At 62.9% G+C, this 24,501-nt stretch carries 19 protein-coding genes and 1 pseudogene; 11 read left to right on the plus strand and 9 right to left on the minus strand.

The features are described 5' to 3' along the window. Positions 1-73: 73 nt before the first annotated feature. From pseI to PanNE5_RS08310, 8 genes are all read right to left on the minus strand, one after another. On the minus strand, positions 74-1,123 hold the full coding sequence (gene pseI / locus PanNE5_RS08275; RefSeq protein ID WP_017233559.1) for a pseudaminic acid synthase: 1,050 nt from the start codon (positions 1,121-1,123) through the stop codon (positions 74-76). Positions 1,124-1,267: 144 nt separating this feature from the next. Continuing rightward, a complete protein-coding gene (gene pseG / locus PanNE5_RS08280; protein ID WP_017233558.1) occupies positions 1,268-2,383 on the minus strand; it encodes a UDP-2,4-diacetamido-2,4,6-trideoxy-beta-L-altropyranose hydrolase in 1,116 nt (371 codons plus the stop codon). Between the two features lie 4 nt (positions 2,384-2,387). Further along, entirely contained in the window at positions 2,388-3,677 is a 1,290-nt protein-coding gene (locus PanNE5_RS08285) for an aminotransferase class III-fold pyridoxal phosphate-dependent enzyme (RefSeq protein ID WP_017233557.1), read from the minus strand. Positions 3,678-3,680: 3 nt separating this feature from the next. Beyond that, positions 3,681-4,451 carry a cytidylyltransferase domain-containing protein gene (locus tag PanNE5_RS08290; RefSeq protein WP_017233556.1) on the minus strand — a complete coding sequence of 257 codons (771 nt, stop codon included), beginning with the start codon at positions 4,449-4,451 and terminating at the stop codon, positions 3,681-3,683. Then, a complete protein-coding gene (locus PanNE5_RS08295) occupies positions 4,448-5,338 on the minus strand; it encodes an aldo/keto reductase (RefSeq protein WP_017233555.1) in 891 nt (296 codons plus the stop codon). The genes PanNE5_RS08290 and PanNE5_RS08295 overlap by 4 nt, the downstream gene beginning before the upstream one ends. Next, the gene (gene pseC / locus PanNE5_RS08300) at positions 5,335-6,483 is read right to left on the minus strand and encodes a UDP-4-amino-4,6-dideoxy-N-acetyl-beta-L-altrosamine transaminase (protein ID WP_261939601.1); all 1,149 of its coding nucleotides are present in this window, start codon (positions 6,481-6,483) and stop codon (positions 5,335-5,337) included. The genes PanNE5_RS08295 and pseC overlap by 4 nt, the downstream gene beginning before the upstream one ends. After that, positions 6,480-7,481, minus strand: coding sequence for a UDP-N-acetylglucosamine 4,6-dehydratase (inverting) (gene pseB / locus PanNE5_RS08305; protein ID WP_261939602.1), 1,002 nt, complete (start codon positions 7,479-7,481; stop codon positions 6,480-6,482). The genes pseC and pseB overlap by 4 nt, the downstream gene beginning before the upstream one ends. A gap of 51 nt (positions 7,482-7,532) precedes the next feature. Continuing rightward, positions 7,533-8,483: a UDP-glucuronic acid decarboxylase family protein gene (locus PanNE5_RS08310; protein WP_017233552.1), complete on the minus strand. Its 951-nt coding sequence runs from the start codon at positions 8,481-8,483 to the stop codon at positions 7,533-7,535. A 948-nt stretch (positions 8,484-9,431) separates the two neighbouring features. Between PanNE5_RS08310 and PanNE5_RS08315 the strand changes: the two genes are divergently transcribed. From PanNE5_RS08315 to PanNE5_RS08340, 6 genes and pseudogenes are all read left to right on the plus strand, one after another. Beyond that, the gene (locus PanNE5_RS08315; RefSeq protein WP_157211434.1) at positions 9,432-10,208 is read left to right on the plus strand and encodes a hypothetical protein; all 777 of its coding nucleotides are present in this window, start codon (positions 9,432-9,434) and stop codon (positions 10,206-10,208) included. 369 nt (positions 10,209-10,577) lie between these two features. Beyond that, positions 10,578-11,699 (plus strand): annotated as a pseudogene (locus PanNE5_RS08320) (c-type cytochrome); the annotation flags it as partial. Between the two features lie 652 nt (positions 11,700-12,351). Continuing rightward, a complete protein-coding gene (ctaD, locus tag PanNE5_RS08325) occupies positions 12,352-14,199 on the plus strand; it encodes a cytochrome c oxidase subunit I (RefSeq protein ID WP_261939603.1) in 1,848 nt (615 codons plus the stop codon). After that, positions 14,196-14,831, plus strand: coding sequence for a heme-copper oxidase subunit III (locus tag PanNE5_RS08330; protein WP_017233548.1), 636 nt, complete (start codon positions 14,196-14,198; stop codon positions 14,829-14,831). Before ctaD ends, PanNE5_RS08330 begins: the two co-directional genes overlap by 4 nt. Before the next feature lie 19 nt (positions 14,832-14,850). Next, positions 14,851-15,543, plus strand: a complete 693-nt coding sequence (locus PanNE5_RS08335; RefSeq protein ID WP_150564583.1) for a heme-copper oxidase subunit III family protein — start codon at positions 14,851-14,853, stop codon at positions 15,541-15,543. Between the two features lie 8 nt (positions 15,544-15,551). Continuing rightward, positions 15,552-15,908, plus strand: a complete 357-nt coding sequence (locus PanNE5_RS08340) for a cytochrome C oxidase subunit IV family protein (protein WP_017233546.1) — start codon at positions 15,552-15,554, stop codon at positions 15,906-15,908. Positions 15,909-15,935: 27 nt separating this feature from the next. Here the strand turns inward: PanNE5_RS08340 and PanNE5_RS08345 are convergent, their stop codons facing one another. Further along, positions 15,936-16,868 carry a LysR family transcriptional regulator gene (locus tag PanNE5_RS08345; RefSeq protein WP_261939604.1) on the minus strand — a complete coding sequence of 311 codons (933 nt, stop codon included), beginning with the start codon at positions 16,866-16,868 and terminating at the stop codon, positions 15,936-15,938. A gap of 252 nt (positions 16,869-17,120) precedes the next feature. On the opposite strand from PanNE5_RS08345, the gene PanNE5_RS08350 reads away from it, so the two are divergent. The 5 genes from PanNE5_RS08350 to PanNE5_RS08370 all read left to right on the plus strand — a co-directional run bounded on the left by PanNE5_RS08350 (position 17,121) and on the right by PanNE5_RS08370 (position 24,496). Continuing rightward, a complete protein-coding gene (locus PanNE5_RS08350; protein WP_261939825.1) occupies positions 17,121-17,894 on the plus strand; it encodes a putative hydro-lyase in 774 nt (257 codons plus the stop codon). A gap of 266 nt (positions 17,895-18,160) precedes the next feature. Further along, positions 18,161-19,492 carry an MFS transporter gene (locus PanNE5_RS08355; protein WP_150564585.1) on the plus strand — a complete coding sequence of 444 codons (1,332 nt, stop codon included), beginning with the start codon at positions 18,161-18,163 and terminating at the stop codon, positions 19,490-19,492. Positions 19,493-19,722: 230 nt separating this feature from the next. Beyond that, positions 19,723-23,394, plus strand: coding sequence for a hydantoinase B/oxoprolinase family protein (locus PanNE5_RS08360; protein ID WP_261939605.1), 3,672 nt, complete (start codon positions 19,723-19,725; stop codon positions 23,392-23,394). 156 nt (positions 23,395-23,550) lie between these two features. Further along, positions 23,551-23,952 (plus strand): hypothetical protein, encoded by a 402-nt coding sequence (locus PanNE5_RS08365; RefSeq protein WP_150564587.1) that lies wholly within the window; start codon positions 23,551-23,553, stop codon positions 23,950-23,952. A 13-nt stretch (positions 23,953-23,965) separates the two neighbouring features. Next, positions 23,966-24,496 (plus strand): hypothetical protein, encoded by a 531-nt coding sequence (locus PanNE5_RS08370; protein WP_261939606.1) that lies wholly within the window; start codon positions 23,966-23,968, stop codon positions 24,494-24,496. The last annotated feature ends 5 nt before the right edge of the window (positions 24,497-24,501 follow it).

Here is a 24,501-nt window from a genome sequence, read left to right on the forward strand (position 1 = left end):
CATGGGGCCTATAGGCGTAAATACTTGCGAAACCGATGCGCATAACTTCCAGATGTGAAGGTAGGCTTGCTGCTCAGGCCAGCAAATCCCAGGACAGCGGCGTACCGCGTGGAATGTCCTGCTTGACGGTGCGGCCCAAGATGTCGTGCAGGTGGCGCGGTGCCAGACCGAATCCCGGTCGAATCGCACGCACGCTTGTGCCGTCGAGCGTTTCGCCGGCACGCAGATCGCGCGTGATGTATAAGGAACGACGGAACACCAGCGACTTCTTCTCGGCGGCTGTCGGGCCGTAAGCGACCTTGCCCAGGCCTTGCCAGGCGCGCTTGGTTTCAACGACCAGCGACGCGAGCTCATGTGGCTCGAGCGAGAAAGTGGAGTCGACCCCCCCATCGGCGCGGTCGAGCGTGAAATGTTTTTCGATGACGGTCGCACCCAGCGCTACGCTCGCGACGGAAACACCCACCCCCATCGTGTGATCAGAGAGGCCGACTTCGCAATCGAACAGATCCCGCATGTGCGGAATGGTGCGGATGTTCGTGTTCTCAGGCGTGGCAGGATAGGTGCTGGTGCACTTGAGCAGAATCAGATCGCGGCAGCCGGCTTCACGCGCGGCGCGCACCGACAGGTCCAGTTCGGCCACCGTTGCCATCCCGATCGATATAATCATCGGCTTGCCGGTGCGTGCGACCTTCTGAATCAGCGGAATGTCCGTGTTCTCGAACGACGCGATCTTGTAAAGCGCGACATCCAGTTTCTCCAGAAAGTCCACTGCCGTGTCGTCGAACGGCGTGCTGAACGGAATCATGCCGTGGCTGCGCGCGCGCTCGAAGATCGCCATGTGCCATTCCCATGGGGTATGGGCCTCGTGGTACAGCTCGTAGAGCGATTTGCCGTGCCAGAGACTCTTCGGATCCGAGATGAAGAACTCGCGCTCGCGGATATCGAGCGTCATTGTGTCGGCGGTATACGTCTGGATCTTCAGCGCGTGGGCCCCCGATGAAGCCGCTGCATCGACAATTTCCAACGCGCGATCGAGCGACTGGTTATGGTTCCCGGACATCTCCGCGATAATGAACGGCTCGTGTTCCTGACCGACGAGGCGGCCACCGATATTGATCGTCATAGTGCTACTCCGTGCAACGAACCGGCGGGCACAGGCCGCGCCGTCTTGCCGCAATGAGGCAAGTTGTGGTGTTTGGCAGCGCAGGTATCTTCTGCGTGCATTCGGGCGACATTCCGATCACTGATGCCAAAATCGTGAGTTGTGTCAGTGCTGAGCATGCCCGGACCATTCAAAAATCAGCGATGCGGGGTCTTGCCGGTCGTCATGCATCAGCGCCATTGACGCGCGCGAGAGCTTGTCCCGGCGCGTGCTGTCGTGTGCGAGTGCCACGACTTCGCGTGCGATGACGTCCGGCGCGAGATCGGTAGCGTCTCCCAGATTGCAGACGAACCCGGCGGTAGCCAGATCGTTGGCAGAGGGGCGTTGATTGTCCGCGAGCACGATGACCACCGTCGGCAGGCCTAGTGCGCATCGTTCCCAGGTCGCGGATCCGCAAGCGCCGATCGCCAGATCGGCGCCCGCCATGAGTTCCGCCATATTGTCGATCTGGACATGCAGGCGGATCTGCGGCATCGCAGCACAATGTTCGCGCACGTTTGCCAGATGCGGAGCGTTCGCGCCGAGCACCACGTCAGTCGGGACGTCGCGTAGCGGCGAGAGCTCGAGTGCGTCGAGCACCTTGCCCGTCACGTTGTCGGCATCCACGCCACCCATGAACACGAGCAGTCGCCGTATTTTATCCGGGATCGTGCGTGGCGGGTGGGGTCCGAGAAACGCCGGCCGCAGCAACGCGTTGGCAGGCCCCAGAAGCTTGACGCAGTCGACCGGCACGCGTCCTTCGTATCGACGGCGCGGATCCAAATGAAAATTCTGGTCGAGCAGGATGTCGCAGTCGTGACCGCGATCGGCGAGATCGTCGATCACCATGATGCGCGGTGCCGACGTCCGGGCAAGGCGTTCCCAGCGCTCGTCGAGGGCATAGTGGTCGACGACGAGCCAGTCGGGCTTCACTAGCGCAAGCACCTGCTGCGTCTCGATCAGGTCGGTTTGCCAGGGCACACCCAGCCAGCGAGCATGGGCGAGCGGCGTGTCCGGCGAGTCTTGCACGACGGGGGCTGCTGTCGTCGCGGACGATGCCGTTAACGCAAGCCAAGCATATCCGCGCGCGGCAATCACATCGCCGGCGTGCCCCGGGTGAGGGCGGCCGACGAAGGTCACATCCGCGCCACGCGTGCGCAAACGATCCGCCAGCGTCAGGCATCGCATGACGTGGCCGGAGCCGATTTGGATCGACGCGTCCGCGCGAATGACGACCTTCATCGACTTACCGGACTTTGAACAGCGGTTCGAGCGGCTTGCACTTGAGCATGGACTCGATGCCGCCCTCGCGCACCGCCCTCACCAGCATCGGCAGAGTGTGATCGTACGCCCGGAAGAGCGCATCAATGTCGGCGTCTGAGTGGCTGTAGCTCAGGTTGTGTGTGCCGAACGTGAGAATGCCATTCTCAAGCATTTCCTGCATGAACAGGGTCTTCAGATACCACGTCGAATAACGGTCCGTATCCTTGATCAGCAGGAAGCTCCACGTCGGGTGGCCCGAGACCGACAGGAAGTCCTCGGCACCGAGCGCTGCAATGCGGCTGCGCAGACCGTCGATGATCTTCAGGCCTTGCGATGTGAGCGTTGCCGTAACCGGCTCGCGCTCGAGCTTGCGCATGGTCGCAAGTGCGGCAGCCAGCGAGAGCGTTTCGCCACCGAACGTGAAGGAGAAGAAGACTTCTTCCATCAGTTGCATGACGTCGGCACGACCAGCGACGGCCGAGACCGGGTATCCGTTTGCAAGGCCTTTGCCGAAGGTCGCCAGATCGGGTGTGACATCGAACAATTCCTGCGCGCCGCCGTTGGCGTAGCGGAAGCCCGTGATCGTTTCATCGAACACGAGCAGTGCACCGTGCTTGTGCGCCAGGGCCTTGACCGCAGCGAGGAAGCCGGGCATCGGCTCGACGACATTCATCGGCTCCATGATGACGGCGGCGACCTGATCCGGATGCGCTTTGAAAATCGCTTCGAGGCTATCGATGTCGTTGTACGCCCACGAGTGCGAAAGGGCGCGTGTCGCTTCGGGTACGCCGCGATTACGCAGCGTGGTGCCGATGTACCAGTCCTGCCAGCCGTGGTAGCCGCACACGGCGACATGATCGCGTCCCGTGAAAGCGCGCGCAACGCGAACCGCGCCGGCCGTTGCGTCGGAGCCGTTCTTGCCGAAGCGCACGCGTTCCGCGCACGGGACCATCTTCACAATCTGCTCGGCCACTTCCATCTCGAGACGGTGAGGTAGCGAGAAAATCACACCGCTGTCTAGCTGCGCGCGCACGGCAGCATCCACATCGGGGTCGCGATGTCCGAGCGTGACGGCAGCGAGGCTACCGATCATGTCGACGTATTCGTTACCGTCCACATCCCACAGGTGCGAGCCCTGACCGCGCTCGATGAAGTATGGGGAGACGCCGAACGGATACTGCGTGCGACTCTTGCTGAAGGTTTGCGAGCCGAGTGGAATCGTGTTCAAGGCTCGCTCAAGCAGCGTTTCGGACTGTTGATAGCGTTGGGACATAGATCACCCCTTGGGGGTAGTGAGCGCGTCTTGGGAAAGGGACGCCAAATAGCCCGCGTTCCGGGCCTGTTCGGTATTGAGCAACTGCAATTCAGGGCTACGGGCGAGCAGCGCCAGCACGTCGGCATAATCGAACGCCGGATTCTCGGCGTATAGCGCTTCGTACACCGCCTCGGCGAAAAGGAAATCTGCGGGGGTATCCACGGTCCAGCGCAGCGAGGACAGGTCGCGATCGTTGGTCAGATTGCCGAGTCGGAAGCGTTCCGGGTGCTTGTAGATGAACGAGGTGACGTGCTCGCGCTCAGACGGCTGCGACGCTTCGCGCCAGATCGTGCGCAGCACTTCGGCCTGGAAAATCTCGGCGTCCAGACCATCGGGATACGTCGGCGGTAGCGTGTTGCTGGCGTAATCGAATCCGCCCTTGAGATAGAGATCGATGACGGCGTCGACAGTTGCCGGGTCGGTCAACGGGCAATCGGCGGTTAGGCGGACCACGTGGTCGACCGTCTTCGATTCGATCGCGCGATAGAAGCGATCGAGCACATCGTTCAGACTGCCGCGAAACACAGGCACACCGGCGTTGTGGCAAACCCCGGCAAGTTCGTCGTCGGACGATTCTTCGCTGGTCACCACCACCAGTTCATCGATACGGCGCACCCGACGCAGCCGCTCGATCTGCCTCAGGATCATCGGTTGACCGAGCAAAGGCTTTAGCACTTTTCCCGGCAGACGGCTCGAACTGCAACGTGCTTGAAGCAACGCGATGATGGTCATGTCGACTCCTTGAGCATTCGCGCCCAGTTCGCCGGATTGACGGCAGGCGAGGTTGCCATGTTGCAGGCGGCAAAGCCATCGACATTCAGTGTCTGGACTCGCTGCCAGGCGGCAACGATTTCGTCGAGTTGCGCCACGTTCTGCACGCCCGTGACGATGTGGTCGATCGGCAAGGTGCGCAGGAAAGACAGTGCGCCTTCCAGCGGGCTCAGGCCTGCTTCCCGGCAGATGTCCCGAAAGCGTTCGAACCCTGGCGTCAGCGATTTGAGGAAGGATGGCAGTACGTCGGCCATCAACAATCCTTGCAGGAATGCCGATCGTGTGTGGACTTCGATATTGCGTTCGCGCAGCCACGCCAACGTTCCCGATGTGGCAAACGATTGATCGAGCACGTTGATCGGCACCTGAATCAGGTCGATCGCGAAGTCCTGCGCAATCGCGCGGGCTTCTTCCGGTGTGTAAACCGACGTGCCGAGCTGGGCAATTGCGCCGTTGCCGCGCAGCCTTTGAAGGGCACTGTACAGTGCCTTGCCGTGCGAACCGAGAAGGTCGCTCGCGTGATGGACGAGGAGCCCGTCGAGCTGCGTAACGCGCAGGCGCGCGAGCGATTCGCCGACACGTGCGACGACCTGACCCACCGGATCGCTTTCGCCGGCGGATGCCAGCGGGAGCGTCTTGCTGATAATGCGAAAGCCGCGCGTTTCGCTGTGCGCGCGGCCGAGTACTATTTCACTTTCACCGTAGGCTGCGGCGGTGTCGAGGACCTCGACACCGGCGTCCTTTGCGCGTAGAAGAATGTCGCGCGCCGTGCTTTCGGAGACCTGACCGCTGGCGTTGGTGATGCCGTAAGCCAGTCCGAACTGGACCGTTCCCAGCGCCAGTTTCATTGCAGCGACTCTCCGAGGGTCTTTGCGACGTAGTCCTGCTGCGCTTCCGTGAGCGTCGGGAACATCGGCAGACTGATCGCGCGGGCGTAATAGCCTTCCGCCGTCGGGAAGTCGCCTGCCTTGAAGCCCATCTGTGCGTAGTACGGCTGGAGGTGCACCGGAATATAGTGCACGTTGACATGCACACCGGCCGCACGCATCCGGTCGAACGTCTCGCGGCGACGGCTCGCATCGTCGACCATGATCGGATACAGGTGGAGTCCGGAATAGCCGTCGGGCGACTGGAATGGCGTGGTCAGCGGCAGGTCGGCCAACAACGCGTCGTAGCGCTTGGCCAGCGCGTGACGGCGCGCGACAAACGAATCGATGCGCGTCATCTGACTCACGCCCAACGCAGCCTGCATCTCGGTCATCCGATAGTTGTAGCCCAGATCAAGTTGCTGGTAATACCAGTCACCTTCGGACTTCGCTGTCATCTGCGCCGGATCTCGCGTGATGCCGTGCGAGCGCGCACGGCGCATCGCGTCGGCCAGTGCGGCCGAGTGCGTAATACAAAGGCCGCCTTCGGCTGTCGTGACAATCTTGACAGGGTGGAAGCTGAAAACGGTGATGTCCGCAAATTCGCTGCCGCCGATCGGGTGATCAAGATAAAGTCCGCCGATCGCATGCGATGCGTCTTCGATGATCGCGAAGCCATATTCGTTCGCCAACTCGCGCATACGACGCATGTCACTGGACTGACCGGCGAAGGCGACGGGAATGACGACCTTGGGCAGCTTGCCGCAAGTCGACGCTTCCTTGAGCTTGCGCTCCAGTTGCTCGGCGCACATCGAATACGTGCGCACATCGATGTCGACGAAATCGACATCGGCACCGCAGTATCGCGCGCAGTTCGCTGAAGCGACGAACGTGTTCGGGCTGGTCCAGACGGTGTCACCCGGACCCACGCCAAGCGCCATGCACGCGATGTGAAGGGCAGACGTCGCGCTGTTGACCGCCACACCGTGAGGTGCGCCGACATAGGTGGCGACGGCTTGCTCGAAGGCTGGCACGGCCGGACCCTGCGTCAGAAAATCCGACTGGAGTACCGCGGTGACGGCGTCAATGTCTTCCTGAGAAATATCCTGCCGGCCGTACGGAATCATGCCATCGCCTTCACATTGAATTCGCGGATTTCGGCTGGCGAAAGGAAGTGCGGGTTGTTGCCCGAGTTGTATTCGAAGCCTTGCTTGACCGGCGTACTTTGCTCGCTGAGCATGTTCGTCGTGTAGTCGAAGTCGGCATGATTGAACTTGATCGTCGGGCGCAGCACGTAGTGATCGCCGAATTCGAGCGTCAGGTGCGAGTCGTCGGCCGGGCACATGATTTCATGAAGCTTCTCGCCCGGGCGGATACCAACTTCGTCCATGTCGATGCCGGGGGCCATGGCTTCCACGAGATCCGTAATACGGATCGAAGGAATCTTCGGCACGAAAATTTCGCCGCCGTGCATGCGCTCGAAATTCTTCAGCACGAAATCCACGCCGTCTTGCAAGCTGATCCAGAAGCGCGTCATTTCGCGATGCGTGACCGGCAGCTTCTTGTTGCCTTCGTCGAGCAGCTTCTGGAAGAACGGAACCACCGAGCCACGCGAGCCGACCACGTTGCCATAGCGCACAACGGCGAACGACGTTTGATTCGCGCCGACCATGTTGTTGGCTGCGACGAACAGCTTGTCCGAAGCGAGCTTGGTTGCGCCGTAAAGGTTGATCGGATTGGCGGCCTTGTCCGTCGACAGCGCGATGACCTTGTGGACGTTATTCGCGATGGAGGCGTTGATGACGTTTTCCGCGCCGTGAATATTCGTCTTGATGCATTCGAGCGGATTGTATTCTGCCGCAGGCACTTGCTTGAGCGCAGCTGCGTGAATGACGTAGTCAACGCCGCGCATGGCTTGCGATAGTCGTTCGCCATCGCGAACGTCGCCGATGAAGTAGCGCATGCACGGATCGTTGAACTCCTGCGCCATTTCGAACTGCTTGAGTTCGTCGCGCGAGTAAATCACCAAGCGCTTTGGCTTGTAGCGAGCGAGGATGGTGCGGACGTATTTTTTGCCGAACGACCCGGTGCCGCCCGTGATCAAAATCGATTTATCGTTGAACATTGCGAATCTATTCCGAACTGCGAGAAGTGCACTAAGTGCGATTACTGGGCGTTAGACGAATGCGCGAAAGTACTGAACGGTCTGCTGCAGACCTTCACGCAATGCCACGGTCGGTTTCCACCCGATAACCGACTCGGCAAGTCGCGTATCCGGTTGGCGTTGCGTCGGGTCATCGGCGGGTAACGGCTTGAATGCGATTTCGGACTTTGATCCCGTGAGTTCGATGATGGTCGATGCCAACTCAAGCATGGTTATCTCATGGGGATTGCCGAGATTCATCGGTCCGGTGAAGCCCTTTGGGGTCTCCATCAGCGCGATGATACCGCTGATCAGATCGTCAACGTAGCAGAATGACCGGGTCTGACGGCCTTCGCCGAAGATGGTGATCGGCTCGCCGCACAGCGCTTGCATGATGAAGTTCGACACGACACGTCCGTCGTTCTGATGCATGCGCGGGCCGTACGTGTTGAAAATGCGCGCGACCTTGATATCCAACGCGTGCTGACGGTGGTAGTCGAAGAACAGGGTTTCGGCGCAGCGCTTGCCTTCGTCGTAGCACGAGCGGATACCGATCGGGTTCACATTGCCCCAGTAGCTCTCCGGCTGCGGATGCACCACCGGGTCGCCATAGACTTCGCTGGTCGATGCCTGGAAGATGCGGGCGCCGACGCGCTTGGCCAGACCAAGCATATTGATCGCACCATGCACGGACGTCTTGGTCGTCTGCACCGGATCGTGCTGGTAGTGCACCGGCGATGCCGGGCACGCCATGTTGTAAATCTGATCGACTTCGAGGTAGAGCGGGAACGTCACGTCATGACGAATGAACTCGAACCGGGGGTTAGCGAGCAGATGTTCGATGTTTTGCTTAGCGCCGGTAAACAGATTGTCGACGCACAGGACTTCATGCCCCTGACCGAGCAGTCGTTCACAGAGATGCGAGCCGAGAAAGCCGGCGCCGCCGGTCACCAAGATACGCTGGCGAGAGTTGTAGTTGCGCATAACCAGTTGCTTCAGGAGCGGCCGATGCCGTAATACTCAAACCCCCGCACCGTAATACCCGCGGGGGACGAAAACGTCTTGTCCGTCCGGGACAGCCCCCGGACATTTTTCGGAATTCGGCACGATGCGAGCCGATCCCGATCGCTCGGGCCTGACACCCGGTCCGTCGATCCTGGTAGATGCCGGGCGGCACATGTTCTATCTGTGCCCTTAAAGGGCCGGAGCATTTCGACAGGGAAATCCACGCGATTAACATCGCGTCGGTAGCGCATCAAGCCTATGGCAGGGCACGCTGCCCGATCGCCCAGTCTTGCGAGATGAATGCGGGTCATGAGACCGACATCGCTCGTGTCGGCAGTAATGATTCTTATTTGCATTAAACGGGTGCGCTACAAATACCAATTGTGGCAGAGCCCCCACCCGTCGGGCTACAACGCTTACGTTTTGATGCAACGAGTGTTGTTCTCATCTAACAATGAAACGAACCTTCGCCGGCCTTGACCGATCTGGCCCGAGGGGCGTGGATCTGCTGATTTGTTATCTTGGTGCCACGAGAACCGCGGCGTCAGGTAACTCCGAGTGCGTGCCCGAAACCGCGCGGCCTGCATTGTACCGGAATACACACCTTTCTCCGCCTTTCGAGCCGTTGCATTCTCGAAAAGAATCCACGATGTCAGACTTCATGGTCATTTTCAGAGGAATTTAGGCAGAGGCCATGGGGTCGCAACGGGAAGATGCACGAATCGAGATTTCGTTGTGGTAGACAAAACCGAAACTTGTGATTTTGATGAATCTTGGGAAGATTCACTCCTATATAATTGCGCGCTAGTTATTCGATTTCCCCTCTGATATCACAATCTTATGCCCACGGTAAAGGTTTCATCGAGTGACGAAATGTCGCTCGCGCAGTTCTTCAGGTCCTATTTGTGGCTCATTGTTGGAAGTTGCATGGCCGGTGCTGTGATTGGCCTCGTGGTTTCCCTGATCGTTCAGCCGAACTGGACTGCGCGAATGACGATCCAGGTGGGTCAGATTCAGGCGGCAGAAGGAAAGGGGCCGGCAATCCCGATTGGAACGGCGCTGTCGGGGGTGGAGCGTCTGAGCGAGCCGAGCTTCAAGCTGGCTGTGCTCAAGCGTCTGGGGATTAAACTCGCGGAAGACGCCCGACCGGAATCGCAACTTGCATTCTCTTCGTTGCGCGCATCGCCGGCGAAGGCGCTCGACATGATCAATGTGCAGGTTTCGCGGCGCTCGCCGGAAGAGGCCGAGAAAACCCTCAATGCGGTGTGGCAAGAGTATTCGATGCGCGATCAGGCGTTGTTCGATACGACGATGGCGCGTCTCAAGACAGCGCTTGCGGACACGCAGTCGGACATTGCGGCGATCAAGAAGCGTCTCGCCGAAGGCAATCAGGCGCTCGATACTGGAGCGGCGCAGGGTGACATGAGCACCCGTGGCTTGCTGCTTGGCAATATTGCCTCGTTGTCGACGGGACAGCTTGTGGCGTTGCAAGAGCGCGAGCTTGGCCTTGAGAGTGCGCTGGACCCACTGCGCTCTTATCCGACGCGTCTTGTTGGGGAAGTCTACACGCCGCTCAAACCAAGTTCACCCGTCAAGTCGCTTTATGTGGCGGGTGGTTTCGCTCTGGGCCTGTTGTTGAGCCTGTTGGTCGCGTTGGCTCGTGCCACGTTCTCCGGCGGCAACGTTGGCGCGCAACGCCAATAAGTCTTGCTTGACACACAACCGTCCATCCACCTAAATCTATCAAATCTCCGGGATGGATCAGATCTTGGTCCGATCCATCTTCGCTCTGCAGCCCGCGCCATCCTACGGGCCTTGACTCCTCACATCGACCAACTAGCCTAAGAAAGGTGGAGCCATCAGGCCTTCGTGCGCACAGGTGTCCCGGCAGGCTGCCAAGCGGTGTTCAGCATTCGATCCAGCTGCCGGGTCAAAGGCTGCACCTGCAGACGTGATACGAGCGGTCGGCAGAAAATCGGATGGGGAGGACGGCAACGTGCAGATAATCTTGTACGGCGATTGTGGCGCGAGCGCGCATCCGGGCGCTCGCACAGCCCGGTAGCACGGCGCGCCATGGCCCTCCCCGTCCTCCTAACCGCCTTGGTCGCCGCCGCCCTGGCCTTCCATTTCTGGAGCCCGTGGTGGCAGACGCCGCTGGCGTCTAACTGGCGCCAGATGGACGACACCCTCACGATCACGCTGGTGATCACCGGCGTGGCCTTTGCCGCCGTCAATCTCTTCGTTGCCTGGGCGATCTACCGTTACCGCCATCGCGACGGGCACCGCGCGGCCTACGAGCCCCACAACCGGCGTCTCGAAGCTTGGCTCATCGGTATCACAACCGTTGGCATAGCCGCCATGCTCGCACCGGGCCTATTCGTCTATGCCAAACTCATCAATCCCCCCGCCAATGCTCATGTCGTCGAAGTCGTCGGCCAGCAGTGGCAATGGCGTTTCCGCCTGCCGGGCCCCGACGGGCGGCTCGGCAGTTCCGACCCGAGCTATGTCACCGCGGACAACCCGCTCGGCCTGAATCCCAAGGATCCCGCGAATCAGGACAACCGTATCGTCGACGCCCCCGAACTGCATTTGCTCGTCGGCCAGCCAGTGAAATTGCTGCTGCGCGCCAAAGATGTCCTTCATGACTTCTACGTCCCGCCCTTCCGCACGCGCATGAACATGGTGCCGGGCATGGTCACGCAGATGTGGCTCACTCCCACGCGAATCGGGCGCTTCGACATCCTCTGCGCACAGCTTTGTGGCGTCGGCCACGCCAACATGCGCGGCGTTGTTGTGGTCGACGACAAGCCCGCCTACGACGCCTGGGTGGCCACACTCCCCACCTTTGCTGCACTGCAAGCGCAACATGCCGGGGCGGCGACGTCTGACCCGCTCGCGGCGAAAGGCAAATTGCTGGCGCAGGCGAAGGGCTGTGCCGCGTGCCACACGGTCGACGGCTCGCCCGGCGTCGGGCCGACCTGGAAAGGTCTGTACGGCACGACGCAGACGTTTCAGGATGGCAGTTCGGCGCACGTCGACGACGCGTACCTGGCGACCTTCATCCGCAATCCGACCGCACGAGTGCCCAAGGGCTTCGCGCCAATCATGCCCAAGCTCGATCTCACTGACGACGAGCTAAAGGCGCTCATCACGTACATCCGGACGCTGGGTTCCGCGCCGCCCCCGGAGGCCGCCCCTTCACAGCCGGCAACGCCTGCGCCCGCCGCTGCCATGCACGCGCCTCTCCAACCGGTAGCGTTGGGCCTGACGACCCAATCGGCTCGCGCTCAGCCCGCCGTACAACTCGCCCAAAACTCACTGCTGACACCGCGTCCGCCCGCACAGTACGCGCCGCTGACGCCATCCGGTCCGTCAAGCTCAAGCTCGCAGCCGCCGTCTCAGCCGGCACGCCGGCCGGGGCAAGCGCCGGGGCTACCGTTGCAGAACGACCCGAACACGACGTTGCCGCCACTGGCTATCCCGCCGGCACAGCCCGTCAATCCGCCGTCGGGGCCCGCGCAGCCGCGCGTGCCGATGATTCGCCCCGCGCCTTAGCGCGACCTCGGATTTTGTAGACGCATCCTCGCAGACGCATCACCACGGAAACATCGGAAGAATGCACCGCAAGGTCAGCGCCGCGACGCAAGACGGGACAGCAGGGGACAACACGACACGAGACAGCACGAGATCGCACGAGACAGCACGAGACGACACGACATACCTAGACATGGTGCGGCACCGTGCGACATAGCACCACGCAGAACGACATAGCGCGAGACGCCACAAGACAACACAACACGAGACAACACAACTCGAATCAGCGACAGATCCCACAGGGAGACAAGTCATGACCGGCGACTCCGACAGTTCCGACAGTGCAGCCCACGCCGGTGGGTACCACGGCGCTCCGCACAGCTTCTGGACGAAATATGTCTGGAGCCAGGACCACAAGGTGATTGCAGTGCAATACGCGTGCACGGCCATCGCCGTGGGACTCGTCGGGCTCGTCCTCTCGAACCTCATGCGCATGCAACTGGGGTTCCCGGGCAAGTTCTCCTTCATCGACGCCAACCACTACTACCAGTACGTCACCATGCACGGCATGATCATGGTGATCTACCTGCTCACGGCACTGTTCCTCGGCGGCTTCGGTAACTACCTCATCCCGCTGATGGTCGGGGCGCGCGACATGGTCTTCCCGTTCCTGAACATGCTCAGTTACTGGGTCTACCTGCTCGCCGTCATCGTGCTGATGGTGAGCTTCTTCGTGCCCGGCGGCCCGACCGGCGCGGGCTGGACACTCTACCCCCCGCAAGCGATTCTCCCCGGCACGCCGGGCACCGAGTGGGGCATCGTGCTGATGCTCGTCTCGCTGGCCATCTTCATCGTGGCCGCCACGATGGGCGGCCTCAATTACGTCACCACCGTGCTGCAAGCACGCGCCGAAGGCATGACATTGCTGCGCATGCCGCTCACGGTCTGGGGCATCGTGATGGCCACGGTGCTCGCGTTGCTGGCCTTCCCGGCATTGTTTGTCTCCGCCGTCATGATGCTGCTCGACAAGACCCTGCACACGAGCTTCTTCATGCCGGCCATCGTGTCGATGGGCCAACCGCTCGACTATCGCGGCGGCAGCCCGCTGCTGTTTCAGCACCTGTTCTGGTTCTTCGGCCACCCCGAGGTGTACATCGTCGCGCTGCCCGCCTTCGGCATCGTCTCGGATCTCATCAGCGTGCACGCACGCAAGAACATCTTCGGCTACCGCATGATGGTCTGGGCGATCCTCGCCATCGGCGCGCTCTCGGTCGTCGTCTGGGCGCACCACATGTTCATCAGCGGCATGAATCCGTACTTCGGATTCTTCTTCGCCACGACCACCCTCATCATCGCCATCCCTACCGCGATCAAGGTCTACAACTGGGTGCTCACGCTGTGGCGCGGTGACATCCATCTGACCGTGCCGATGCTGTTCGCCATCGGCTTCATCAGCACCTTCGTGATCGGCGGCCTCACCGGACTCTTCCTCGGCAACGTCAGCGTCGACATGCCGCTGTCGAATACCTACTTCGTGGTCGCGCACTTCCACATGGTGATGGGCGTGTCGCCGCTGCTCGTGATCTTCGGCGGCATCTACCACTGGTATCCGCTCATCACCGGCAGACGGATGAACGACCGCCTCGGCCAATGGCATTTCTGGATCACGTTCCTCGGCACCTACGCGATCTTCTTCCCGATGCACTACCTCGGCATTCTCGGCATGCCGCGCCGCTACTACGAGTTCAAGGGCTACAGTTTCATCCCCGAGTCGGCGCACACGATGAACGCCTACATCTCGATAGCGGCGTTCATCGTGGCCGCCGGGCAATTGCTGTTCCTGTTCAACCTCGCCTGGAGCGTGCGGCACGGCAAGCCGGCCGGCGCGAACCCGTGGCGTGCGGCGTCGCTCGAATGGCAAACGCCCGACGTGCCGCCTGAGCATGGTAACTGGGGGCCGATTGCGCCCGTGGTCTATCGCTGGCCTTATGAATACAGCGTACCGGGCGACATCGACGACGTCGTGCCGCAGAACCTCGCCCCAGATCCACGACGCCCCGCCACGCTCGTACAGGGCGACTCGGCGGCGCTGCACCGTCGCGACACGCCGCCGCCCCCACCGCCCAAGTCACCCAAGTCACCCAAGGGAGCCGCACCATGAAGCCCGCTCCGTCATGGCCGTCCCCGCCATCGGGGGGCGTGCCCATCGCTCAGCCGCAGCGTCGCGCGGCGTCGCAGGTCGCGCTCTGGTGGCTCATGGGTGTGATCGGCATGCTGTTCGCGCTGATGCTCGTGGCGTATGTGATGCGCATGAGTCTCGGAGACTGGCGTCCGCTACCGTCGATCAACGCACTGTGGATCAACACGGGGATGCTGGCCGCCGCATGCCTCGTGATGCAGTCGTCGGTCTGGCAAGCTCGACACGGAGAGTTGCGACGCTCACGTCGGGACTGGGCGCTGGCGGGTGGGTTCGCGCTCGCGTTCGTCATCGGGCAACTTTGGGTGTGGCATGACCTGACCCTGCGCCACTTCGGCGTGGCCGGCAATCCCGCCAATAGCTTCTTCTACCTGCTCACGGGGTTACACGCGCTGCATCTGCTCGGGGGCGGCGTGGCGTGGGCGTGCCTCGCGTCGCGTCGGCTTACCCATGCCGCGCGCGCACGACGCCTGTCGTTGACCGCGCAGTACTGGCACTTCCTTTTCGTGCTCTGGATCGTGCTGTTCGCGGCCATCGTCAATCTCACGCCGGAGATCGCGCAGCGACTGTGCGGCACTGCCGCCGTCGGTTCGTAACGCGTCGAGGAGCGACATCGTGAATACGCCTTCGTCTGCATCGTCCTCGTCGACCGAATTACCCGCCGGCTGGCGCGGCGTCGTCACCGATTGGTCGGGAGATCGCGCCGCGTTCCACGTGCCATGGGGCAAGGCGATGATGTGGATCTTCCTGCTCTCGGACACGTTCGTGTTCAGCAGCTTCCTCATCGGCTACATGACGGTGCGCATCTCGACGACCGCCCCCTGGCCAAATCCGGCGGAGATATTCGCGCTCAATGTGAACGGCCATCCGGTGCCGCTGCTGCTCATCGCCATCATGACGTTCACGCTCATCACCAGCAGCGGCACCATGGCGATGGCGGTGAACTACGCCTACCGGCGCGATCGCGACAAGACGGCCGCCTGCATTCTCGCCACGGCCTATTTCGGCATGGCGTTCGTCGGCATGCAAGCATTCGAGTGGACCAACCTGATCGTGCACGAAGGCATCCGGCCCTGGGGCAATGCGATGGGCGCAGCGCAGTTCGGTGCGTGCTTCTTCATGATCACGGGCTTTCACGGGCTGCACGTGAGTGCGGGCGTCATCTATCTGCTCACGGTGATGCGCAAGGTGCTCAACGGCACACTCGAACGGCGCGGCAACTACCAGCTCGTCGAGATCGCGGGCCTTTACTGGCACTTCGTCGATCTCGTCTGGGTGTTCATCTTTGCGCTGTTTTATCTCTGGTAGGAGGAGCGATGGAATCCTCTGCGACATCCGCAACGCAAGCGTCTGGCGCCAGCGGCGAACACTCGGGCCAACAGCATTCGGTCAGCCTCTATCTCAAGGTGTGGGGGCTGTTGTTCGTGCTCTCGACGCTGTCGTACCTCGTCGACTACGCCGATCTGCAGGGCTACTTGCGATGGGGGCTGATTCTCGCGCTGATGGTGGCCAAGGCCGGCCTGATCGTGGCGGTGTTCATGCACATGCGCTGGGAGCGGCTCGCACTCGTCTACGCGATCCTGATTCCGCCGCTCGCGTTGCTTGTGCTGATGGCCCTCATGGCCGCGGAAGCCGACTACACGTTCCTCACGCGGCTGGCGCATTTTCGGTAGATCGCACCGAGCGCCCGCCGCGACGCCTCACAACAATTCCACCAGCCGCCGGTCGCTCTTGCGGCAGTATTCCGAGCACGCCGTGCGCGCGGCCGTGGCCGCCCCATGCACGAAGAGCGGGGCGTCGGCACGTCGCGACATCGACACCACGATGGACGGCGGCGCCGGCTGCAACGGCAGCTCCGCGACTTCACCGCTCGCAATCAGATCGTCGACGAACAGCCGCGGAATCGCCGCGACACCAAAGCCGTCTCTCACCAGCTGCACGATCACGGCAATCGACGGCGACCCGGTGATGCGCGTCTCCGAGAGGGGCACGCCGTGCACGCCCGCCAGTTTCGCCACGATGTCCTCGAGCGCCCGGTGCGGCGCCGTGCCGCGCCCGTAGGTCAGGATCGGATGCTGCAGCACCTGCTTCGCGAGCCCGCTGCGCGTGTTCGGAAACATGCCCGTGCGCGCGATCCAGTGCACCGGATAGTTGGCGAGCGCATCGCACACCACGCTGCTGTCGTCGCTGCCCTCCACGCGGATGATGAGATCGAGCTCGTCCGCGATCAGGCGGCGCTGCAACTGCACCGAGACGTCCACCGTCAACTCGACTTCCAGCGAGGGATAGTCGGCCGCCAGGCGTCGCAGATAGTGCGGCAGCCAGCTATGCACGACGGTCTCGATCACGCCGAGACGCAACCGTCCGCGCAAGGTGCTTTCGCCCGATGCCGCCGTCTGCAGACGGCGCGCCGCCTCCACCACCGCCTTGGCATAGCCCAGCAGGTATTCGCCGTTGGGTGTGAGACGAAATTCGCGAGTGTCGCGATCGACCAGCACGGTTTTCAGCTCCTCCTCGAGCGCCTTGAGCCGCTGTGAGATCGCCGCCGGCGTGGCGTGCAGTGCCGCGGCCGTCGCACGGAAGTTGCGCAGCTTGGCCAGCGTGACGAACGTTTCGAGAAATCGCGTGTTCATGGGACTCGGCGGGTCGGGAGCGTGCCCAAAATTTGACCTCGGATCGGAGAAGAAAAAAACAACGAACCTCGGGAAAACCCGTGACGTTGTTAAGAAATTCTATACGGCAGCGCGTAGAAAAACTCGTTAGCGACAACTTTTTTTTCTTTCTATGCTTCAGCCATCCGATGCCACCGATGCATCCCCCTCAATGCCGGAGCTGTCATGAACCATCCCGCCGTGCTCGTCGACCTCGCCTCGCAACGCGACGCCATCACGCCCTTCGCCTTCCGTCAGGCCGTGCGCAGCGGTCAGTTCCGCAAGCCGACCGCCGGGTACTGCGGCGACTTCGCGCAAGCCAACCTCGCGATTCTGCCGGAGGCTTACGCACACGACTTCCTGCGCTTCTGCCAAAGCAATCCGAAGGCGTGCCCGCTGCTCGGCGTGGGCGAGCCAGGGCAATGGCACGTGCCGGCGCTGGGTCGCGAGGTGGATATCCGCACCGACGTGCCGGGTTACAACGTTTACCGCGACGGCAAGCTCGCCGAACAGGTCGATCACCTGGCCGAAGTCTGGCAGGACGACTTCGTCGTCTTCGCCATCGGCTGCTCGTTCTCCTTTGAGGGCATGCTGGCGCAGGCGGGCATTGGGTTGCGTCACGTGGAAGAGGGACGCAACGTGCCGATGTATCGAACCAATATCGCCAATCAGCGCGCCGGAAAGTTCGGTGGCGAGCTGGTCGTGTCGATGCGCCCGATGAAGGGGGCCGATGCCATTCGCGCTGTGCAGATCACGAGCCGGTTCCCCGGCGTGCACGGCGCGCCGATCCATATCGGTGACCCGGCGGCGCTCGGCATCGCGGATTTGAATAAGCCGGAGTTTGGCGACGCCGTCACCATTCGCGACGGCGAGCTGCCTGTCTACTGGGCCTGTGGCGTGACGCCGCAGACCGCAATCATGGAGGCCAGGCTGCCAGTCGCCATCGCGCACCGGCCGGGCTACATGCTGATGACGGATATCCCGAACGCGTCGCTCGCCGTTTTCTGATCGCGCGCGACGTGCGTTGCACGGCACCCTGGCATCACGGCAATACCGGCCAGCGACGCATGACCTGAAGCACCCCGCAAATTTCACGCAAGCAGCACGCATCACTGAAGCTTTACCCGAGCACCAAGCACGACAGAAACACCGCGCCATGACGGGAGGCGGCAGGGGAAGGATCGCCTGCCGGTGACCGCACACGCCCATCGGAGAGCGCGGCCCGAGGGCACATCACACGGCAAGTCACGACATCACCGGAGCCTTTTTTTCTCATGGAAAGCAAAACCCCTCTCGCGCCCCCGGCGGCGGCAGTCTCCGCCGGCACGTTGGATACGTCTGACAAAGGCGGCAGCCTGTTCGGCTGGTACGGCGACGCCACCCCGCGCCAAAAGCGTGCCTTCTGGAGCTGCAAGGTCGGTTACATGCTCGACGGCATGGACACCCAGATGCTGAGCTTCGTCATTCCGACGCTGGTCGCGACGTGGGGCATCAGCCTTGCCGACGCGGGCTTCATCGGCACGCTCACGCTGCTCGCCTCGGCGCTTGGCGGCTGGGCGGCCGGCATTCTGTCGGATCGCATCGGTCGTGTGCGCACACTGCAGCTCACCGTGCTGTGGTTCGCCGTCTTCACCGGGCTGTGCGGACTCGCGCAGAACTACCATCAACTGCTCGCCGCGCGTGCGCTCATGGGCTTCGGTTTCGGCGGCGAATGGACGGCCGGCGCCGTGCTCATCGGTGAAGTGATGCGCGCCCGCGACCGTGGCAAGGCCGTGGGGCTCGTGCAGTCCGGCTGGGCCATCGGCTGGGGCCTGACGGCCATTCTCTACTCGGTGCTGTTCTCGCTGTTCCCCGCCGAAATGGCCTGGCGCGGACTGTTCCTGATCGGCCTGCTGCCCGCGCTGCTCGTGCTTTTCATTCGTCGCTACGTGCAGGAGCCGGAGGTCTATCAGAAGGAGAAGGCCAAGCAGACGTCGGACGACGCGCCCGGCCTGGCGGCCATCTTCAGCCCGGCATTGCTCTCGACGACGATTCGCGCCGCCCTGTTGACCACCGGCGCACAAGGCGGCTACTACGCCATCACGACGTGGCTGCCCACGTACCTGAAGACGGAGCGCCATCTCACGGTGATGGGCACCGGCGGCTACCTCGCCATGATCATCTTCGGCTCGTGGGTCGGCTATTTGGTCAGCTCGTATCTGACGGACCGGCTCGGCCGCAAGCCGAACTTCATTCTGTTCGCCGTGGGCTCGATGGTGATCGCGTTCTCGTACACGTCGTTGCCGCTGACCGATAGCGCCATGTTCTGGCTCGGCTTCCCCCTCGGTTTCTTCGCCTCGGGCATCTTCAGCGGCATGGGCGCATTCCTGACCGAGTTGTTCCCGACCCGCGTGCGCGGTTCCGGCCAGGGCTTCTGCTACAACGTCGGCCGTGCCGTGGGCGCCCTGTTCCCGTTCCTGATCGGCATGCTCTCGAAGCAATACGGCCTGGGCACGACCATCGGGATCTTCGCCGGCGTGGCCTACGGCGTGCTGATTCTCGCGGCGCTCACGCTGCCCGAGACGCGTGGCCGTGATCTCGATTCGCTCGAGGCGCACACGCAGTGACACGCGACACCCTGTGCCAATGAAATACCGCGGCAGCCGTCGCTGCCGCGTCCGATGACTTCTCTTTAATTCTCCCGGTAGCGAGATTTGCGAGTGTGTGGCGCGGCGGACGACATCGGCCGCGCCACACGCCGGGACACGCGCGCCCCGCGCCAACACAGCATGACGACGGTGCCCCGGCACCGTCACCCCGTCGATTCACGTTTGACCATTGCTTTGCGAGTGACCCCATGACGAACGCCCTCACGCCCTCCGCTCAAAACCGCGCGCCTGCGCACCAGACCGCTTCACGCTGGCAGTTCTGGATCGACCGCGGCGGTACCTTCACCGACATCGTGGCCCGGCGCCCAGACGGCACGCTCGTCACGCACAAGCTGCTCTCCGAGAACCCCGAGCAATATCGCGACGCCGCCGTGGCCGGCATCCGTCACCTGCTGGACCTCGCGCCGGGCGAGCCGATCACGCCCGAGCGGGTCGAGATGGTGAAAATGGGAACCACCGTGGCCACCAACGCGCTGCTCGAACGCAAGGGCGAGCCGCTCGCGCTCGTGACGACGCAAGGGTTTCGCGACGCGCTGCGCATCGCCTATCAGAACCGCCCGCGCCTGTTCGATCTCGATATCGCATTGCCGGAGGCGCTGTATGCGGAGGTCGTCGAGATCGACGAACGTGTCGGTGCGCATGGTGAAATCGTGCGCGAACTCGATGCCGAGGCGACGCGCCGCGCACTGGAAGCGGTCTACGCCAAGGGGATCCGCGCACTCGCCATCGTGCTGATGCATGGCTATCGTTATCAGGCCCACGAAAAGGCGCTGGCGACGATGGCGCGCGAGCTGGGCTTCTCGCAAGTGTCCGTCTCGCACGAAGTCTCGCCGCTCATGAAGCTCGTCTCGCGCGGCGACACGACCGTCGTCGACGCGTATCTGTCGCCGATCCTGCGACGCTACGTCGAGCAAGTCGCGCAGGAAATGCCGGGCGTCAATCTGCAGTTCATGCAGAGTAGCGGCGGCCTCACCCGTGCCGACAACTTCCAGGGCAAGGACGCCATTCTGTCCGGCCCGGCCGGTGGCATCGTCGGGATGGTGCGCGCGTCGAGCGCGGCAGGCTTCGAGCGGGTGATCGGTTTCGACATGGGCGGCACGTCGACCGACGTCTCGCATTACCACGGCGAGTTCGAGCGCGTGTTCGAAACGCAAGTCGCCGGGGTGCGCATGCGCGCGCCGATGATGAGCATCCACACGGTGGCCGCGGGTGGCGGGTCGGTGTTGTCGTTCGACGGCACGCGTCTGCGCGTGGGGCCGGATTCGGCCGGCGCCAATCCGGGCCCGGCAGCGTATCGACGCGGCGGCCCGCTCACGGTCACCGACTGCAACGTCATGCTCGGCAAGATTCAGCCCGCGCATTTCCCGAAGGTGTTCGGCCCGCACGCCAACGAGCCGCTCGACCGCGATGTCGTGGTGGCGAAGTTCACCGCATTGGCCGCGGAGATCGAACAGGCGACCGGCCGCCATCAGACGCCCGAAGCGCTCGCCGAAGGCTTCCTCGAAATCGCAATCGGCAGCATGGCCAACGCCATCAAGAAGATCTCGGTGCAGCGCGGTCACGACGTGAGCCGCTACGTGCTGACGACGTTCGGCGGGGCGGGCGGTCAGCACGCCTGCGGCGTTGCCGATGCGCTCGGCATGACGAAGGTCTTCGCGCATCCGCTCGCCGGCGTGCTCTCGGCCTACGGCATGGGCCTCGCGGATCAGACAGCGATGCGTGAGCGCATGATCGAAGCGCCGCTGTCGGACGACGGCTTGGCGGCGCTGGAAGACGCGCTTGGCGGGCTCGCCGACGACGCAGTGAATGTCCTGCTCTCGCAGGGCGTGCCGCCGTCACGCATCGACACGGTGCGTCGAGTTCATGTGCGTTACGCGGGCACCGATTCGGCGCTGGCGGTGCCGTTCGGTAACGTCGCACAAATGCGCGCGGCCTTCGAAGCCGCCTATCGTCAGCGCTATTCGTTCCTGATGGACGGAGCGGCGCTGATCGTCGAGGTGGCGTCGGTCGAAGCCATCGGCCGCTCGGACGCCCCCGTCGACATCGCTTCGCTCGATGCCCGCACGTCGGGCGCACCGCAGGCGGTCGATCGCGTGAAGCTCTACGCCGGTGGCGCTTGGCACGAGGCGGCGCTGTTTGCCCGCGATACGCTGCTCGCGGGTGACACCATCGATGGGCCCGCCATCGTTGCCGAGAAGAGCGGCACGACGGTAATCGAGCCCGGCTGGCAGGCGCAGATGAGCGCGCAGGGCAACCTCGTGCTGGCGCGCGTGGTGCCGCGCGCCACGCAACGCGATGCCGCTGACCGGGACACGCAAGCCGATCCGGTGCGTCTGGAGATCTTCAACAATCTCTTCATGTCGATTGCCGAACAGATGGGGCTGCGTCTGCAGAACACGGCGTATTCGGTGAACATCAAGGAGCGTCTGGATTTCTCGTGCGCACTGTTCGACCGTGACGGCAACCTCATCGCCAACGCGCCGCATATGCCGGTGCATCTGGGCTCGATGGGCGAGAGCATCAAGACGGTGATCGAGCGCAATCGCGGCAAGATGCGCGACGGCGACGTCTTCATGCTCAACGACCCGTATCACGGGGGTACGCATTTGCCGGACGTCACGGTCATCACGCCGGTGTTCGTGGGCGCGGAAGGTGCCGCGAACGCCGAGCCGCTCTTCTACGTCGGCTCGCGCGGCCATCACGCGGATATCGGCGGGATCACGCCGGGATCGATGCCGCCGGATTCGACGCACGTCGAGGAGGAGGGGGTGCTCATCGATAACTGGCAACTGGTCGCGGCGGGCGAACTGCGCGATCGCGAGACGCGCGGGCTGCTGGCCGGTGCGCGGTACCCGGCGCGCAACATCGACCAGAACATGGCCGATCTGCGGGCGCAGGTCGCGGCGAACCAGAAGGGGGTCGATGAACTGCGTCGCATGGTGAGCGAGTTCGGGCGCGACGTGGTGCTCGCCTATATGGGGCACGTGCAGGACAACGCCGAAGCCGCCGTGCGCCGCGTGATCGGCGCGTTGGCCGACGGGCACTATCGCTACGCGCTGGATAACGGTGCGGTGATCGAGGTGGCAATTCGCGTCGATCACGCGACGCAAGGCGCGACCATCGACTTCACCGGAACGTCGGCGCAGTTGCCGAACAACTTCAATGCGCCGCGGGCCGTATGCATGGCCGCCGTGCTGTACGTCTTCCGCACGTTGGTCGACGACGACATTCCGCTCAACGCGGGCTGCCTGAAGCCGCTGACCGTGATCGTGCCACAGGGCTCGATGCTCAATCCTGTGTACCCGGCGGCGGTGGTGTCCGGCAACGTGGAGACGTCGTCCGCCATCACCAACGCGCTCTATGGTGCGCTCGGACGCGTGGCGTCGAGCCAGGGCACGATGAACAACTTCACATTCGGCAACGAGACGTATCAGTACTACGAGACCATCGCGGGCGGTAGCGGTGCGGGCGAGGGATTCCATGGCGCCGACGCGGTACAGACGCACATGACCAACTCGCGACTGACCGATCCCGAAGTGCTGGAGTGGCGCTATCCGGTGCGCCTGGAGAGCCACCGGATTCGTGTCGGGTCGGGCGGCGCGGGGCGCTGGCATGGCGGTAACGGGGCCGTGCGACGTATTCGCTTCCTTACCCCGATGACCGCGTCGATTCTCTCCAACAACCGCGTGCATGCGCCGTTCGGGGCGCAAGGCGGGGCGGTGGGGGCGCTGGGGGCGAACTACGTGGAGCGCGTGGATGGCACGCGCGAGACACTGGCGCACATCGGACGCACGCAAATGCAGCCGGGCGACATCTTTGTCGTCGAGACGCCGGGAGGGGGCGGGTTCGGCGTCGCGTGAGTGAATCGTGAGCGATAAACACGCCGCGCGAATGGGAAATCACTGAAGTGCGGCGTGATACCGGAAGGGAATGCTGCCTTTGCAAAGGCGAGCGTCGAGTGTCTTTGTACGATGCGTTATGTCTTTCGACTGACCGCAACATACGGAGGCGCTTCCATGTCTGACCCGTTGCAACATCCCACCCTCACGCCCCCCGCGTCCGTCGCTCCAGTGCAGGACGCGGCGGACGATCTTCTCGTTCAGTACGAACGCGCATGCGCCGACATGCAGCTGGCCGGGCGCAAGTTGCACCGCCAGATGCAGGACTACCACGCGGTGCTCGACGAAGTGGCGCGTCTCGAAGCGGCCGGCACCCCCGACGCCCGCGAGAAGCTCAAGCGTCTTGAGGCACTCGTGCGGAGCGAGGCATTTCAACGTGACGAACGTGAAATTCGTCGCATGACGGCGGCCCTTGCGCACACGCTCGACCGGATGCGCGCCGATGCGCCCGTGCCGCTCGCCGCGGCGTCAACCGTTCCCGCGAAGCGTGCGCCCGCCGTGCGCCGCGTCTGCGCCTGAGACGAGATTCGGCATGATCGATCGAATCTCCGGCACCCCATCCCCATCGCGCGCGTACACCGATGTCGCTGGCCAGCTTCGCGCCAAGCCCACCGATTCCCAAAATCCGCTGCTCTCGACGATCGCCGTCGCCAGCGATCAGTTGACTACCCTGCAATCGATGGCCGACGCGTGGCTGGCGCAGGCGCAAACGCGCATCAACGTCGCTCGCGACGCCCGCGATTTTGCAACGGTAGTGGGGGACATGGCGCAGCGGGCTTCCCTGGGCACGACTCCCGAAGGGTTGCCGCCAGCGCTGCGAGACTTCGCGATTCGGCACGAGTTGCTGTCGACTCAGGCCGCCGACACGCCGTTAGATGCGGCCGCTCTGAAGGCGCTGGAATCCCGGCTTCAGTCGCTGGCCCTGACCGACGGGGCGTCAAGCACTAGCGAGCAGATCCAGCTCAAACGTTTCGTTACCCGCTACGACAACACCCTCACGCTCTACAACGCGGTGATCGCCAAACTTGGCGAAATCATGAAGAAGATCGTGACCAGCATCTAACCCGC

Origin of the sequence: Pandoraea sp. NE5 (assembly GCF_024363545.1) — a bacterium.
Taxonomy (GTDB): Bacteria; Pseudomonadota; Gammaproteobacteria; order Burkholderiales; family Burkholderiaceae; genus Pandoraea; species Pandoraea cepalis.